The sequence below is a fragment of the Planococcus sp. TJ-201 genome (assembly GCF_058268495.1).
The window spans coordinates 11,214-26,904 of the sequence record NZ_JBZDOG010000003.1 but is presented as its reverse complement, the minus strand read 5'-3'; the positions used below and the strand labels follow the sequence as shown (position 1 = coordinate 26,904).

Below are 15,691 nucleotides of genomic sequence, written 5' to 3'. Positions count from 1 at the left end.
GCTCCTTATTTTCCTTTAAACTCGTGTGCCCGCTTGACCCAACCCCGGATATCGAATCCAAGGTCCACGATTCCGACAATACTCGTAAATGATTGCAGCGGCAATGCCAATATCGTTACCAGCACCGTCACCCATTTTGGCCAGCCTTCCTGATGGATATAGAAGTGATAGAAAGAAACACCTTGCAAAAACAGTAAGAATTGAAGCAACACGGTTGCGTTAATAAAAATCATATATGCCATCGTTCCAGGTTCAAGTTCTGATAACAGCGAAACGAGCAATACGATTAAATAATACCATAAAACAGATTTTGGCAATTTCATGTTTCGAAACGGCGGGAACTTAGGAGCTGCGATTCCAAGACGTTTCAAGATTGGCAACAGGATCAGCAAAAGCACCCACACTGACATGAAAACCCCAAGCACCAATAAAACCGGCAACAGCGTTTCAAACGAAAACTGCAGTTGCGCAACAAGTTCATTGTACTCTTCCATGGATGTTTCCGTAGCACCAAAACGTTCCATTAATGAACCTGTTTGTTCATAGGATTGATCGAACATGGCCGAAAACTCTTCCAGGACATTAATGCCAAACAACGCAATCGAAGCCACGTATTGGACCATCAAGGACACCAATAATACAATGCTGGCACCCATGAACATGAATAATTTGCTTTTTTTATAATAAATTGAAATACCAATCGCTAAGCCCAACGGCACATGGATCAGTGCAAGCGGTACTGATAAAAGACCGCCAATGATGAACGACAGTACCAGGCAGACCGATGCGAAGAGCGCAGAAGCTTTCCATGGATACTTGGCGCTATACCAAGCGACCGGCAATGCTAGAATCAAAGTACTTACTAAACTCAAAACAGGCACGTACACCGAGATTGCCAGCAGGACCGTAAACACCGCAGCCATCATTGCCCCGTTTGTAAGTTGTCTCGTTTGTTGATTTTGCATATGACTGTTTTTTCCCCTCTTTCGGGCAGATTTCATCCTTGTAATTGTACCATGATTCAAGAATCTGAACAAAACGAGCGGTTCCGTGGTAAAGCATAATTGCCCGAGGGCAGAAGGTGACACAAAGCGTACAGCACTTTAGTTTGTCGAATTGCTTTATCGCATGCTTGTATTCGAAAATCAATCTTCCTGTGTCTTAACAACCATCATACTCGGGCAACTTCTTCCTTCTGGCGTTGCATTATTGTTTTACCGCATAAAAAAAAGACCGGTTTCCCGGTCTTTTTGAAATCATCGTCCAGACGCCAACACCCAAATTCCGGGTGCTTTCGCTTTTCTTTAATTATCTTTCTTCCGCAACAAACGGTAGAAGTGCCATGATACGAGAGCGTTTGATAGCGATTGTCAACTTACGTTGCCATTTAGCGCTAGTGCCTGTAACACGACGTGGCAAGATTTTTCCTCTTTCAGAAATGAATTTCTTCAAAAGGTCAGTATCTTTATAGTCAATGTGCGTGATGTTGTTGGAAGTGAAGTAACAAACCTTTTTCCGTTTTTTTCCTCCGCGACGTGGTGCCATATCGAATTACCTCCTTTACTTAAAAGTTGATCGTCAGATTCAATTCATCTTAGAACGGCAAATCGTCGTCCGATACTTCGATCGGGCCGCTGCCGCTTGAGAATGGATCTTCATCTACACGAGTATGATTTTGCTGACTTGGACTCGGTGATTGGTTGTTCTGTTGATAGGAAGGCTGCTGTCCTTGTGAACGGTCCGTATTGGCGCTTTTCGGTTCAAGGAATTGAACACTGTCTGCCACTACTTCTGTCGTATAAACGCGTTTCCCGTCTTGTCCCTCGTAGCTACCTGTCTGAATGCGGCCTTCAACGCCAGCCAAGCTTCCTTTTTTCAGGAAATTCGCTGTGTTTTCAGCTTGTTTGCGCCAAACGGTACAATTAATGAAATCAGTTTCGCGTTCACCTTGAGCGTTCGAGAATGTCCGGCTTACAGCTAGTGTAAAACGGGCAACTGCCGCGCCGCTTGGTGTGTAACGAAGATCTGGATCTTTTGTCAGTCTTCCGACTAAAACAACTCGGTTAATCATCAGAATTCAACCTCCTTCAAGTCAAAAAAATTGCAGTGCCAGTATCCTGTTTACGCGTCTTTGCGTACAGCGATATGACGAATAATGTCTTCGTTAATGTTCGCAAGACGTGTGTATTCGTTGATAGCTTCAGAACCAGCGTTTACTTTTACGATTTGGTAGAAACCTTCACGTAAATCGTTGATTTCATAAGCTAAACGACGTTTACCCCACTCTTTCGACTCGATGATCTCAGCACCGTTAGAAGTAAGGATGTCGTTGAAACGCTCAATTAGAGCTTTCTTCGCTTCCTCTTCAATTGCAGGCTGAATGATATACATTAATTCATATTCTCTCATCGTGTTGTCACCTCCTCATGGACTTGGGCCCTGCTGTATCCAGCGGGCAAGGAGCAAGCAATTCATAAATATTACTCACATCACTGTATTGTATCACATCTCATATAGGCTCGCAAGCATGATTTTGCAGGAGAAATCCTCTATACTTTTTGTACAGACACAGAAGGACGTGAAGCTATGACCCCTTCCCACATCATTGAGTTAAAAATGGATGAAATAGCTCCCAAAGCCCTTTGGTTCAACCTGTTTTTGCTGGTCGCATTTGCAACGGCCTACCATTTTTTAAACGAGCCTTTAGCATTCCATTTTTCTTTGAGTGGAATCCTCTTCTTTGCAGTGGGCTACGCAGTGTTGATTGTGGTTCATGAAGTTTTCCATTTGATTGGCTTTGTCCTTTTTGGAAAAGTCCCGGTTTCTTCATTGAATTACGGCTTCAACCTGAAAATGGGCATCGCTTATGCCACCACCACACACCCCGTCCAAAATCGCGCCATGCGCAAAGTGATGCTGCTGCCATTTTGGACCACTGCCTTCATCCCGACAGTTTTGGGATTTTGGTTTGACAGCCAAGTATTGGTGCTGCTGGGTGCCATGCTGACTGCGGGAGCGTTTGGAGATTTTATCATGTACCGAGAATTGCGCAAAGAAAAAAACGCGGCCTGGATCATTGATGACCCTGCACTGCCGCGCCTTCATGTTTACGATCACTATCCTGAATCCGAAAGCGCCGACTAGCAGCGGCGCTTTTTTCTATCGTACAAATTGTTCGACTTCCCACGTTCCTGTTGGAATATGCTGTTTCAGCAGTTTTTTATCTTTTGCAACATACACAACTGTTTCCAGAGATTTGCCGCCTGCTTCTACCTCAATGGTCGTTTTTTCATATAAATCCGTATCAGGGTTACCAGCGTAATCTTCCAAGTAATCCAATGCCGGCCACAACACATCCGGAATTTCATAGACTTCCCCTTCAACCTGCCCGCTGCCCGTTAATGCCATGGCCGGATAGCCCATTCCAGTATCGTATAGGCTTCCTTTTGCCGTCGCTTGTTCTTCCACTAATTCCGCTTCTTCCAAATAACAATGATACTTCCCGCCGCGTTTCAGCGTTCCGTATGCAAATAACAACATTTCCTATTCCTCCATGCAAAAACCGGATGCAGCACTGCACCCGGTTTTTTTTAGTTTTTGGTACTTCGTGTTCCAGCTGTCGTTTCCGCTTTTAGTATATCTAGCTGCGGCGCCTAGTCCCTCGAGTCGCTTCGACCCTGCCTGCAATGGCAAAATACGCCATTACCTGCAAGGTCTCCAGCGCTTGTCGGGACTGGACAGGCGCCTCCGCTTTTAGTTCTATCCAGCTGCGGTGGCCAGATTCTCGGGTCATAAGTCACCCCAGCGACGTGGCAAAGAACGCCACTCTGCTGGTCCGCCTTATACCTGTCGAACCTTGACGGCCATCCTCGCTTTTAGACATTAAATCTAAATAACATAACGTCGCCGTCTTTGACGATGTATTCTTTGCCTTCTTGACGCACTTTTCCGGCTTCTTTCGCTGATGCCATTGATCCGGCTTCAACCAGTTCTTCGTAAGCAACCGTTTCGGCACGGATAAATCCGCGTTCGAAGTCAGAGTGGATAACGCCGGCACATTGTGGTGCTTTCATGCCTTTTTTGAATGTCCATGCACGTACTTCTTGAACGCCGGCCGTAAAGTAAGTGGCTAATCCAAGAAGGCTGTATGAAGCTTTAACCAATTGATCCAACCCAGATTCTTTAATGCCCAGCTCTTCAAGGAACATTTCTTTTTCCTCGTCTTCCAGTTCAGCCATTTCTTCTTCGATTTTCGCGCAAATTACGATAACATCGGCATTGTCTTTGGCTGCGAATTCGCGAACCTTTTGAACGTATTCGTTGTTATCGGCATCTGCGATCTCATCTTCTGAAACGTTTGCTACATAAAGCATTGGTTTGAGTGTCAATAAGTTGAATCCTTTGGCAATCTGCAGCTCATCTTCTGTGAATTCGATCGAACGCGCCAAATCGCCGTTTTCAAAAGCTTCACGTAGTTTCATCAAGACAGGTTCTTCTGCAACTGCATCTTTGTCTCTTTGTTTGATCAATTTTGCAGCACGCACAATACGCTTTTCGATGCTTTCCATATCCGCCAACACCAATTCCAGGTTAATGACTTCAATATCGGAAATCGGGTCTACTTTACCAGTTACATGCGTGATATTGTCGTCTGCAAAGCAGCGAACCACTTGGCAAATTGCATCAACTTCGCGAATGTGAGACAAGAACTTGTTGCCCAGACCTTCGCCTTTGCTGGCGCCCTCAACAATTCCTGCAATATCAGTAAACTCGAAAGCTGTTGGTACAGTTTTTTTCGGATCCACTAATTCTGTCAATTTGTTCAGACGCTCATCTGGAACTTCGACAATCCCGACGTTTGGATCTATTGTACAGAACGGGTAGTTTGCCGCCTCGGCTCCCGCTTTCGTAATTGCATTAAATAATGTGGATTTCCCCACGTTTGGTAATCCTACAATCCCTGCAGTTAATGCCATAGGATTCACAACCTTTCCTCTATATCAAACGAATTATTTTTTACACAACCATTTCATTATAAGAACGAAACTTGAAATTGTCCATTTTTCATTCCGCTTCGGCTTTAACCAAAACTTTTTTCATCTTTTTGTTGAATTCCACACGAGGCAGCATAACGCTGTGCTGGCAGCCCTCACATTTAATGCGGACGTCAGCTCCCATACGGATAATTTTCCAGGCATTGGCTCCACACGGGTGGCCTTTTTTCATTTCAACTACATCGTTCAGTCCAAACTCTTTCATCTCCATGAGTTTGCCTCCCTCTTTTAAACTTTCACATCTTTTGCGGTTGCAGCTTCTTCCGGAGAACGCTGCATCATTACCATACGCGGGTAAGGAATTTCAACACCGCGCTGATCCAGGAAATCCTTCAAATCACGGCGCATCCCTCGGGCCACAGCAAAATGCTGCATTGGCAAAGTTTCTGCGGTGATACGCATGACAATTTCAGTTGTCGTTAAGTTTTGGACACCCAATAGTTCCGCCGGTTTAATGATTTGTTCATAGCGGTCTTGCAAGCTGTCCAAAAACTCCATAATTAAACTCTCAACGCGTGTAATATCCGATTCATACGAAATATTGACGTCGACCACTGCAATGGAATTATGGATGGAAAAGTTTACAACATCCGTAATCGTGCCATTCGGAAAAATAAACAATTCACCGGTCCACGCTTTTACTTTTGTCGTCCGCAATCCAATCTCTTCCACAGTTCCTTCAGCCGCGCCGATGCGAACATAATCCCCTACCGAAAACTGATCTTCAAAAATAATAAAGAAACCGGTGATAACATCCCGCACCAAGTTTTGAGCACCAAAACCGATTGCCAGACCCAACACCCCTGCACCGGCAATCAAACCGGTAATATCAATGGTAAACGTCGACAGAATCGAAACACCTGCTATGAAATAAACTACATAGGCCACGACATTCGATAATAGTTTCGATAAGGTTTGCTGCCGCCGTTCGTTATACAGCATCGGGCCTTTAATTCGGACCGAAAAAGTCTTGCGGATCAATACACGCAGCACTTTCACTAAAATCACCGCTGCTACCGTTATCAAAATCACTTTTAGAAAAATAACGACTAAGCCTATCCACATTGCTTCATCTGAAAGAACACCCATTACTTGCTCTGTTATTTTTTCAACATTCACTCTTTCACCTTCACATCAAATTAAATTTATAAATAACCGTAACCACGATTCCAACTACCAATATTCCCGGCAACAAGTTTGCTACTCTAATTTTTGTGACCCCCATCATATTCAAACCAATGGCTGCGATCATAACTCCACCCGTTGCACTCATTTCCATGATGAACATGTCAAGTGCATCCGCAGGGATGGCCAAACTAATTTGAGTTGCAAACAAAGCAATCAAACCTTGGTACACAAATACCGGAATAGCGGCGAGCAAAACGCCAAAGCCGAGCGTAGAGGCCAGAACGATGGACGTAAAACCATCAATAATCCCTTTCGAAATCAAGACTCCATGTTCATTGCTCAAGCCGCTTTCCATTGCTCCAATGATTCCCATCGCACCTATGACAAAAATCAATGTTGCGGTAACAAAACCTTGGGCGATGCTGCCTTTGCTTTCCTTTGCTCCCAGCATGCGTTCAATCCAATGGCCAAATGCATTTAGTTTACCATCTATGTTTGACCATTCCCCAAGAACGGCCCCCAGCACTAAGCTAATGATGACAATAACGAAATTTTGGCTCTCAAATCCCATTTGCAGTCCAAGGACAACTACGGCCAGCCCAATAACGTACATGACCGTTTCTTTCATTTTTTCAGGAATATTACGTAGAGCCCTTCCTAAAATGGTTCCCACAACAATTAAAAGCGCATTGATCAACGTCCCAAACAGAACCACTGCTTCTCCCCCTTACAAGGTTCTTTTTATCAACTTATTCTCTTCTCCCTCTTTTTAAAAGAATAAGTCCCTGCACTTTAGTTATTGCACATACTCTTTTTCAAAAACAGAACCTATTCCCCTTTTGGGAAATAGGCACTCTTTAGCTTAACAATTCTAAAATACGTTCCAAATCATCTTCCGAGAAAAACTCGATTTCAATTTTGCCTTTGTTCTTGTTTTTCTTAATTTGCACATTTGTACCGAAGCGATCTCTAAGTTCAGATTGTTTTTCTTCTATAAAAATATCTTTCTTTTTTTCAATTGTTTCACGTGGAACATCTTCATTTAAACGTTGAACTAAATTCTCAAGTTGACGAACATTCAAGTTTTCTTTGACTACCTTTTCTGCTGTTTCAGGAATCAGTTTTTTGCTTCTTAACCCCAATAACGTACGTCCATGTCCCATTGACAACTCTTTATCAGAGATAAGTTTGCGGACATTTTGAGGCAAAGCCAAAAGACGGACATGGTTGGCAATATGAGGACGACTCTTGCCTAAGCGGAAAGCAAGCTGTTCTTGGGTTAAGTTTAAAGCTTCCATCAATTTCTGGTAGGCTTCTGCTTCTTCAATCGGCGTTAAATCTTCCCGTTGAAGGTTTTCTAATATAGCAAGTTCCATCATTTGTTGATCGGTCAACTCTTTAATAATGGCTGGAACTTCTTTTAATTTAATCAATTTGGCTGCGCGGAATCGGCGTTCTCCTACAACCAGCTCAAATTTATCACCAGCTTTTCTCACAACAATCGGCTGTAAAATTCCATGTTCTTTAATGGATTCCGCCAATTCTTCTAATGCAGCCTGATCGAAAATTTTTCTTGGTTGGTAAGGATTCGTCCGGATTTCACCGACACTGATTTGGTTCACTTTGTCTGCTTCATTGATTGTCTCACCTGGAAACAATGCATTAATGCCTTTTCCCAATCCTTTAGCCATTATGAATCACTTCCTTCGCCAATTCTAAATACACTTCTGCGCCTCTGGATTTTGGATCATAAATAATAATTGGCTCTCCGTGGCTCGGTGCTTCACTCAATCTTACGTTTCTTGGAATGATTGTTTTGTAGACTTTGTCCTGGAAATATTTTTTTACTTCTTCGATTACTTGAATTCCCAAGTTTGTCCGCGCATCCAGCATTGTTAATAGGACACCATCAATCATTAAATCATGATTTAAATGCTTTTGCACTAAGCGAATAGTACTTAATAATTGGCTTAGTCCTTCTAACGCATAGTACTCGCATTGCACAGGAATAATAATGGCATCAGACGCTGTTAAGGAATTTAATGTCAGCAATCCTAATGAAGGCGGGCAATCAATGATTATGTAATCGTACATATCTTTGACTTCTTCCAAGGCATTTTTCAGGCGTGCTTCTCTTGAAATGGTCGACACCAACTCAATTTCAGCACCCGCAAGAGAAATTGTGGCAGGAACCACATGCAAATTTTCTACTTTTGTTTCCATAATTGTGCTTTTTACATCGACATCGTCAATTAACACTTCGTAAATGCACTGATTGACATCCCCTTTGTTTACCCCTACTCCGCTAGTGGCATTTCCTTGAGGATCTATATCTATTAATAGAACTTTTTTGCCTAAATAAGCAAGGCAGGCACTTAAGTTCACTGAAGACGTTGTTTTTCCTACGCCGCCCTTTTGATTGGCGATCGCAATAGTTCTACCCACACTTGCACCAACTTTCTTTAATCTTCTCTTCATTTTACTGCGGAACCAGTATTTTAGCCATTCTGTTAGGCTCCCATTTCTTTATTGTATCAAAATTTTTCAACAATACGATGACAAAGCCATTAAAAAAGCTCTTTCCATACTGGAAAGAGCACTTTATAATTTCTTTTTTGGAATTTTCACTGTGATTTGATAATATTCTTCATGTTCTTCTTCCTCTGTGGTCAAATCGATGCCACTTTGGGAAACCATATCCAAAGACTGTTTAATGGTGTTCATTGCAATTCGTACGTCTCGACTAACTGCTTTTCTGCGAGACTTTGGCTTTTGGGGATCGTCCGAAAGCAGCTTCGTCACTTTTGCTTCCAGCTGTTTTACATTCAAGCTTTCTTCGATTGTTTCATCGAATAGCTTTTTCTGTGCTTCGGCATCCTTGACTTGCAACAGCGCTCTTGCATGCCGCTCCGTCAATAACCGATTGAGCAAAGCCGTTTGAATTTCTTCAGGCAATTTCAAAAGCCGTAGCTTATTGGCTACCGTTGACTGTCCTTTGCCAAGGCGCTGCGCCAGTGCCTCCTGCGTAATTTCCTGAATCTCCAGCAGATTTTGATAGGCATGAGCTTCTTCAATTGATGTCAACTCTTCCCGTTGCAGGTTTTCTATTAAGGCAATGGAAGCAGTTTCTTTATCACTGAGATTGCGAAGGATTGCCGGGACTTCCTTCCAATCCAAGGACTTCATGGCACGGAAACGCCGTTCTCCAGCAATGATTTCGTATTCCCCTTCAGTATCAGATTTCCGAACGACAATCGGCTGGATGACGCCGTGAACATGAATCGTTCGTGCCAGTTCTTCAATCTTCTCTTGATCAAATACGGTTCTTGGCTGAAACTTATTGGCGTGTATTTTATCGAGTGGCAATTTTAATACTTCTTCTGAAGACTTAGGTTCTGTCGCTTCTTTCTTCGCTGTCTCATTTGCTTTATCGCCGCCTCCGAAGAAACGGGAAAAAGGACTTTTCATCCTCAAGCACCACCTTTTACTTGCTCACTTTACTGCTGAATCTAGATCACCGATATTCCTTAAAGAGTAAATTGTTTCACGTGAAACATTAAGAAATGGGAGATTTATTAGGAATGCCCGCTTTTCGTGGGTATTTTCTTGGCGTTTCTTTGAACTTCTTGAAAACTTGGATATAGCGTTCACTTTCTTCTATCGGCAAAAGGAATGAATGTACAGCTTCCAATTCCACCCCAAGTTTCTGCAATGCTTTTTCCGCGTCGCCCAATTCGTCTGCAGCAGATGCAGCTTTCATGGCCGCAAATACTCCACCCTTTTTAACAAGTGGGACACATAATTCAGCCAAAACTGACAATCGAGCTACAGCACGCGCTGTTACCAAATCATAGCTTTCACGGTGCAGTGACTGTCCAAAATCTTCTGCTCTTGAATGGACGAATTGCATCTTATTAAGTTCAAGCTTACTGCTCAAATGCTCCAGAAACTGAATGCGCTTGTTCAATGAATCGACAATCGTCACTTCAATATGAGGAAAACAAATTTTTAGTGGAATGCTGGGGAATCCGGCTCCCGCTCCGACATCGCAAAGTTTCATCGACTTTGTGAAATCCAAATAGAATGCGGCACTGATCGAATCATAAAAGTGTTTTAAGTAAACGGCTGGTTGCTCTGTTATTGCTGTCAGGTTCATTTTTTCGTTCCATTCAACCAATTCCTTGTAGTAAATTCGAAATTGCTCTAGCTGCTGCTCGGTCAAAAGGATCCCCTTTTCACTGAGGGCCTCTTTAAACTGTTGTTCATTCAAGCTGGCTTCCTCCCTCTTTTTCACGGGCGTTCTATGTAAAAGAAAATGGACTGGTATGCGCCAGCCCATTTTGTTGTCTAGCTTATGCCTTTAAGATCAAACTGAGATTTTCGCAATCTTTCCTTGTTCAATATACACCAATAAGATGGATATGTCAGCCGGATTTACGCCGGAGATGCGGGAAGCCTGTGCAATCGACAGCGGACGAACCTCTGTCAGCTTGCCGCGTGCTTCGGTCGCAATTCCCGAAATTGCATGATAATCAATATTTTCCGGAATTTTCTTGTTTTCCATCTTCTTGAGTTTATCAACTTGCTGCAATGATTTTTCGATATAGCCTTCGTATTTAATATGAATTTCGACTTGTTCTTTGACTTCATCTTCAAGCTCTACGGTTGAGGCAGTCAGCTGTGAAATCATGTCGTATGTCATTTCTGGGCGTTTCAACAAATCCGCTCCGCGAATGCCATCTTTCAATTCACTGCCTCCAGCGTCCCGGATCACTTGCTGGGTGATTTCATTAGGCTTGATTATAATGCCTCTCAAGCGTTTGATTTCTTCTTCAATGCGCTCTTTTTTCGCCAGGAACTTCACGTAGCGTTCTTCTTTGACCATGCCGATTGCATAAGCCAGTTCAGTCAACCGTATGTCTGCGTTATCGTGGCGCAGCAATAACCGGTATTCTGCACGGGAAGTCAGCAAACGATAAGGTTCATTGGTTCCTTTTGTCACTAAATCATCGATCAAAACACCGATATAAGCATCCGAACGGCTCAAAATAACTTCTTCTTTGCCGAGCACTTTAGCTGCTGCATTGATCCCAGCCATCAGTCCTTGGCCAGCTGCTTCTTCGTAGCCGGAAGTTCCGTTGATCTGCCCTGCTGTATAAAGATTTTCAATCCGTTTTGACTCCAATGTCGGCCATAATTGCGTTGGTACGATGGAATCATATTCGATGGCGTAGCCAGCACGCATCATTTCAGCCTTCTCAAGCCCCGGAATCGATTCTAAGAGCTTCCGCTGAACATGTTCAGGCAAACTGGTTGAAAGGCCTTGTACGTAAACCTCACGCGTATTACGGCCTTCAGGCTCCAAGAAAATCTGATGGCGCGGTTTATCGTTGAAACGGACGACTTTATCTTCAATCGAAGGACAATAGCGCGGTCCAGTTCCTTTAATCATTCCCGAATACATTGGCGACAGGTGAAGATTGTCGTCAATGACTTGATGCGTCTGTTCGTTTGTATAAGTCAACCAGCATGGCAGCTGATCGGTGATGTATTCAGTGGTTTCGTAGCTGAAGGCACGCGGCACATCATCGCCAGGCTGAATTTCGGTTTTGCTGTAGTCAATGCTGTTGCTGTTGACACGTGGAGGCGTTCCCGTTTTAAAACGAACCGTTTCAAAGCCGAGCTTCTCCAGATTTTCTGCCAATTTAATGGAAGGCTGCTGATTGTTCGGTCCGCTTGAATAACGCAGATCCCCGATGATGATTTCGCCGCGCAGGAATGTTCCGGTCGTAATAACGACGGAATTAGCACGGTAAATGCCCCCTGCTTGCGTGATCAATCCTTGGATTTTGCCATCTTCGACAACTAATTCTTCAGCGATGCCCTGGTGCAACGTTAAATTTGGTTCTTCTTCCATCAGGCGTTTCATTTCCTGCTGGTAAAGCACTTTGTCGGCTTGTGCACGCAGCGCGCGGACAGCCGGTCCTTTTGCTGTATTCAACATTCTCATTTGAATGTGTGTTTTATCGATAACGCGTCCCATGGCTCCGCCAAGTGCGTCAATTTCACGTACAACAATGCCTTTTGCGGGCCCACCAATGGATGGGTTGCATGGCATAAATGCGATCATATCCAGATTCATCGTCAAAACAAGCGTTTTAGCGCCCATTCGTGCTGAGGCAAGAGCAGCTTCTGCTCCTGCATGTCCAGCTCCTACTACGATGACATCGAACGTGCCTGCTTCGTATTGTGGCATGTTCGTTCATTCCCTTCGAGTTTTATTTCCCTAGACAGAACTGAGAGAATAACTGGTTCAGGAGGCCGTCATCTGCGGTGTCTCCAATAATTTCCCCAAGAATTTCCCATGTTCGAGTGACATCAATTTGAATCATATCTACAGGAACTTCCATTTCAGCCGCATTTATGGCATCTGAGATGGTTTGGTGAGCCTGATGCAGCAATGCAATGTGGCGCACATTGGACACATAGGTCATGTCCCCTGCTTCGATTTCCCCTTGGAAAAACAAGTCAGCGATGGCTTCTTCAAGCTGATCGATGCCTTCTTCTTCGATTAGGGAAGTTGTCACCAGTAATTTATCACCGGCCAGTTTCTGCACCTGTTCCAGATCGATTTTTTGCGGCAAATCGGTTTTATTGATAACGACAATATAGTCCATATCTTTTACCGTTTCAAACAGCAGCTCGTCTTCAGGAGTCAATGATTCTGCATAATTTAATACGTAAAGAATCAAATCGGCTTCTTTCAACACTTTACGTGACCGTTCAACGCCAATCCGTTCGACAATGTCTTCGGTTTCCCGAATTCCTGCCGTATCGACCAAGCGCAGCGGCACACCGCGGACATTTACGTATTCTTCTATTATATCACGGGTTGTTCCCGCTATTTCTGTGACAATGGCTTTATTTTCCTGAACCAAACTGTTTAATAGAGAAGATTTCCCAACATTGGGACGCCCCAAAATGACGGTTGAAAGTCCTTCTCGCAAAATTTTCCCTTGCGAGGATGTCTTCAGCAATTTATCAATTTCCGAACGGACCCATTTTGATTTTTCCAGCATAATTGGACGCGTCATTTCTTCTACATCGTCATATTCCGGGTAATCAATATTCACTTCCATTTGGGCAATCGATTCCAACAGGGCCTGACGCAGCGTCCCAATCAGTTTCGACAGTTTCCCTTCCATCTGGTTGAGTGCAACATCCATGGCACGGTCCGTCTTCGCACGAATCAGGTCCATAACGGCTTCTGCCTGGGACAAATCAATGCGGCCATTCAAAAATGCCCGTTTTGTGAACTCGCCTGGCTCCGCAAGCCTGGCTCCTGCACGCAATGCTAGCTCGAGCACTCGATTGACCGATACAATTCCGCCGTGGCAGTTGATTTCAATAACATCTTCACGTGTGAACGTTTTGGGCGCTTTCATCAGCGACACCATAACTTCTTCCACTACTTCCGCTGTTGCCGGATCTTCAAGATGACCGTAATGGATGGTATGGGTAGGTTGAGCAGCCAATGCTTTCTTACTGGCAGCCCGAAACAGCTTATCTGCAATAGCAACAGCTTCCGGACCGCTCAGACGAACAATCGCGATTGCTCCCTCTCCGCTCGGTGTTGATATGGCAGCAATTGTATCGAATTCCATGATGGTTCCCCCTTTTGAGAAAAGCAGCAGCGCCAGCTGTGGATAAAAAACAAAGCAGCGCAACAACCCGAATGCCAAAATATATGTTCATAACTTTAATTTACACTCTAAAAAAGTTGTCCACATGTGGACAACCAGTAAATGCACATGGCTTTCTAACATACTACAATAGCATAAAGTACTCGAAATCAAAAGACACAGTGCTTTGTTTTGATAAATTTCATTAATTCGGCATAAAAAAAGCCCGCCATGTCGGCGGACTTCATCTTATTTATGTGGTTCAATGACGAGATAACGGTTGGGGTCTTTCCCTTCCGAATGCGTATCAATGTCTAAACGTCTTGATAATGCTTGGTGAATGACTTTTCGCTCGTATGATGGCATCGGTTCAAACTGAACCCGTCCACCGGTCCGAATGGCTTTGTCGGCCATTCGATCCGCCAATTGCTCCAGCGTCTCCTGGCGGCGTTCACGGTAATTCTCAGCGTCCAGTTGAACCATCATGAATTGGTTGGAGTATTTGTTGGCAACAAGCTGTGCCAGCTGCTGAAGAGAGTTCAAAGTTTGTCCTCGTTTGCCGATCAGCATGGCGACTTTGTCACTTTCCAAATAAAAACTAACTTTTTTGCCTCGATGCTCATGAGTAATCGATAAATCATCGATTTTCATCCCTTTAGCAATCGATTGGATGTAGTTTTTTGTTTCTTGAATCGCCTGTTCATTCGAGATTGCAGGAATTTCTTCCGCTTGTTCCTCTTTTGCAGGCGAAACCTCAAGTATTTCGTCGATTTCAACCGCTTTTTCTGCTGCAGCATTCGATTTTTCTTTTTCAGGAAGCGGGTTTTTTTCAATAACAGTAACTTCAACTTCTGCTTTTTTGGCGCCGAAACCGAAGAACCCCTTTTTTTCTTCCTGAATAACTTCTATGCTTACTTCTTCACGTGTAACTTGGAGTTTTTCTAATGCTTCAGATATCGCGTTTTCAACAGTTGGACCCGTTTGCGTAATCTGTTTCACTTTTTAACCCCTCCTGCTTTCGTTTTAACAGGTTGCTGCTGAGGTACTTCTTTTTTCTCCCATGGACGGTAGATGAACAAGTTTTGGATAAGCGAAATGATATTCCCGATAACCCAATAAAGTGTTAGTGCGGATGGCAAGACAATACCAAATCCGATAATCATTACCGGCATGAAATACATCATGATTTTCATTTGCGGATTGTCCATTGTTGGACCCGTGCGCAAAACGATAAACTGCATCAATCCAGCAATAATAGCTAAAATAATGCTTGGTTCTGCCAGTGGGAAAATCAGAAATGAGCCCAAATCGATTTCAGGTGTGCTGTTCATGCGGCTGATTGCATGATAGAAACCGATCAGAACCGGCATTTGAATCAATACAGGCAAACAACCCGCCATTGGATTCACGCCTTTTTCTTGGAACAGCGCCATCATTTCTTTTTGGTACTTCTGCTGCGTAACGGCATCTTTTGACTTGTACTTTTCTTTCAACTTCACAAGCTCAGGCTGTACTTCCTGCATACGTTTTGAACTTTTCGTTTGTTTGATCATCAATGGCAGCATTACCAACCGGATGATGACTGTAACTGCGATAATTCCGAAGCCGTAAGTTCCCAGCAAATCTTTGAAGAATACAATGGCTGATACCAATGGCCAAACGATAAATTCATTCCAAAACCCTTCACTCTGGTCACTGATCGGCTGATCAAACTCGGTACAGCCAGAAAGCAGCAACGTTACTGCAATCAGTGAAATAAGCAAAACTAATTTCTTATTCACCCTTCTTCCCCCAAACTAATTTCAATTACTTCTATAATAACATCTA

19 protein-coding genes are annotated in these 15,691 nt (G+C 43.6%); 1 reads left to right on the top strand and 18 read right to left on the bottom strand.

All coding sequences use genetic code 11. The features are described 5' to 3' along the window. Positions 1-5 precede the first annotated feature (5 nt). From AC4EG4_RS08535 to rpsF, 4 genes are all read right to left on the bottom strand, one after another. Positions 6-965 (bottom strand): YybS family protein, encoded by a 960-nt coding sequence (locus AC4EG4_RS08535; RefSeq protein WP_490976775.1) that lies wholly within the window; start codon positions 963-965, stop codon positions 6-8. A gap of 343 nt (positions 966-1,308) precedes the next feature. Further along, positions 1,309-1,545: a 30S ribosomal protein S18 gene (gene rpsR, locus AC4EG4_RS08530; protein WP_006830564.1), complete on the bottom strand. Its 237-nt coding sequence runs from the start codon at positions 1,543-1,545 to the stop codon at positions 1,309-1,311. A gap of 49 nt (positions 1,546-1,594) precedes the next feature. Beyond that, a complete protein-coding gene (gene ssb, locus AC4EG4_RS08525) occupies positions 1,595-2,071 on the bottom strand; it encodes a single-stranded DNA-binding protein (protein ID WP_490976774.1) in 477 nt (158 codons plus the stop codon). Positions 2,072-2,121: 50 nt separating this feature from the next. Continuing rightward, a complete protein-coding gene (rpsF, locus tag AC4EG4_RS08520) occupies positions 2,122-2,409 on the bottom strand; it encodes a 30S ribosomal protein S6 (protein ID WP_490987525.1) in 288 nt (95 codons plus the stop codon). A 177-nt stretch (positions 2,410-2,586) separates the two neighbouring features. Here rpsF and AC4EG4_RS08515 point away from each other — a divergent pair, with 177 nt between their 5' ends. Next, positions 2,587-3,144, top strand: coding sequence for a DUF3267 domain-containing protein (locus AC4EG4_RS08515; RefSeq protein WP_490976773.1), 558 nt, complete (start codon positions 2,587-2,589; stop codon positions 3,142-3,144). 15 nt (positions 3,145-3,159) lie between these two features. Here the strand turns inward: AC4EG4_RS08515 and AC4EG4_RS08510 are convergent, their stop codons facing one another. The 14 genes from AC4EG4_RS08510 to yidC all read right to left on the bottom strand — a co-directional run bounded on the left by AC4EG4_RS08510 (position 3,160) and on the right by yidC (position 15,645). Beyond that, positions 3,160-3,540: a gamma-glutamylcyclotransferase family protein gene (locus AC4EG4_RS08510; protein WP_490976772.1), complete on the bottom strand. Its 381-nt coding sequence runs from the start codon at positions 3,538-3,540 to the stop codon at positions 3,160-3,162. 100 nt (positions 3,541-3,640) lie between these two features. Next, positions 3,641-3,793, bottom strand: a complete 153-nt coding sequence (locus AC4EG4_RS08505; RefSeq protein ID WP_490987524.1) for a hypothetical protein — start codon at positions 3,791-3,793, stop codon at positions 3,641-3,643. An 82-nt stretch (positions 3,794-3,875) separates the two neighbouring features. Beyond that, the gene (gene ychF, locus AC4EG4_RS08500) at positions 3,876-4,976 is read right to left on the bottom strand and encodes a redox-regulated ATPase YchF (RefSeq protein WP_490977898.1); all 1,101 of its coding nucleotides are present in this window, start codon (positions 4,974-4,976) and stop codon (positions 3,876-3,878) included. An 88-nt stretch (positions 4,977-5,064) separates the two neighbouring features. Further along, a complete protein-coding gene (locus AC4EG4_RS08495; protein ID WP_490976770.1) occupies positions 5,065-5,265 on the bottom strand; it encodes a DUF951 domain-containing protein in 201 nt (66 codons plus the stop codon). Positions 5,266-5,282: 17 nt separating this feature from the next. Next, positions 5,283-6,173, bottom strand: coding sequence for a mechanosensitive ion channel family protein (locus AC4EG4_RS08490; RefSeq protein WP_490976769.1), 891 nt, complete (start codon positions 6,171-6,173; stop codon positions 5,283-5,285). Positions 6,174-6,183: 10 nt separating this feature from the next. After that, positions 6,184-6,897 (bottom strand): DUF554 domain-containing protein, encoded by a 714-nt coding sequence (locus AC4EG4_RS08485; protein ID WP_490976768.1) that lies wholly within the window; start codon positions 6,895-6,897, stop codon positions 6,184-6,186. A 142-nt stretch (positions 6,898-7,039) separates the two neighbouring features. After that, complete coding sequence (locus tag AC4EG4_RS08480; RefSeq protein ID WP_490987523.1) at positions 7,040-7,873, bottom strand: ParB/RepB/Spo0J family partition protein; 834 nt, start codon at positions 7,871-7,873, stop codon at positions 7,040-7,042. Next, a complete protein-coding gene (locus AC4EG4_RS08475) occupies positions 7,866-8,627 on the bottom strand; it encodes a ParA family protein (protein WP_142830346.1) in 762 nt (253 codons plus the stop codon). The genes AC4EG4_RS08480 and AC4EG4_RS08475 overlap by 8 nt, the downstream gene beginning before the upstream one ends. A 156-nt stretch (positions 8,628-8,783) precedes the next feature. Continuing rightward, positions 8,784-9,650 (bottom strand): nucleoid occlusion protein, encoded by an 867-nt coding sequence (gene noc, locus AC4EG4_RS08470; RefSeq protein ID WP_490987522.1) that lies wholly within the window; start codon positions 9,648-9,650, stop codon positions 8,784-8,786. An 88-nt stretch (positions 9,651-9,738) separates the two neighbouring features. After that, a complete protein-coding gene (gene rsmG / locus AC4EG4_RS08465; protein ID WP_490987521.1) occupies positions 9,739-10,452 on the bottom strand; it encodes a 16S rRNA (guanine(527)-N(7))-methyltransferase RsmG in 714 nt (237 codons plus the stop codon). 96 nt (positions 10,453-10,548) lie between these two features. Continuing rightward, complete coding sequence (gene mnmG, locus AC4EG4_RS08460) at positions 10,549-12,438, bottom strand: tRNA uridine-5-carboxymethylaminomethyl(34) synthesis enzyme MnmG (RefSeq protein ID WP_490987520.1); 1,890 nt, start codon at positions 12,436-12,438, stop codon at positions 10,549-10,551. A 22-nt stretch (positions 12,439-12,460) separates the two neighbouring features. Beyond that, on the bottom strand, positions 12,461-13,846 hold the full coding sequence (gene mnmE, locus AC4EG4_RS08455; RefSeq protein WP_490987519.1) for a tRNA uridine-5-carboxymethylaminomethyl(34) synthesis GTPase MnmE: 1,386 nt from the start codon (positions 13,844-13,846) through the stop codon (positions 12,461-12,463). 267 nt (positions 13,847-14,113) lie between these two features. Further along, positions 14,114-14,863 (bottom strand): RNA-binding cell elongation regulator Jag/EloR, encoded by a 750-nt coding sequence (gene jag, locus AC4EG4_RS08450; protein WP_490976762.1) that lies wholly within the window; start codon positions 14,861-14,863, stop codon positions 14,114-14,116. Beyond that, complete coding sequence (yidC, locus tag AC4EG4_RS08445; RefSeq protein WP_490976761.1) at positions 14,860-15,645, bottom strand: membrane protein insertase YidC; 786 nt, start codon at positions 15,643-15,645, stop codon at positions 14,860-14,862. The genes jag and yidC overlap by 4 nt, the downstream gene beginning before the upstream one ends. Between the last annotated feature and the right edge of the window lie 46 nt (positions 15,646-15,691).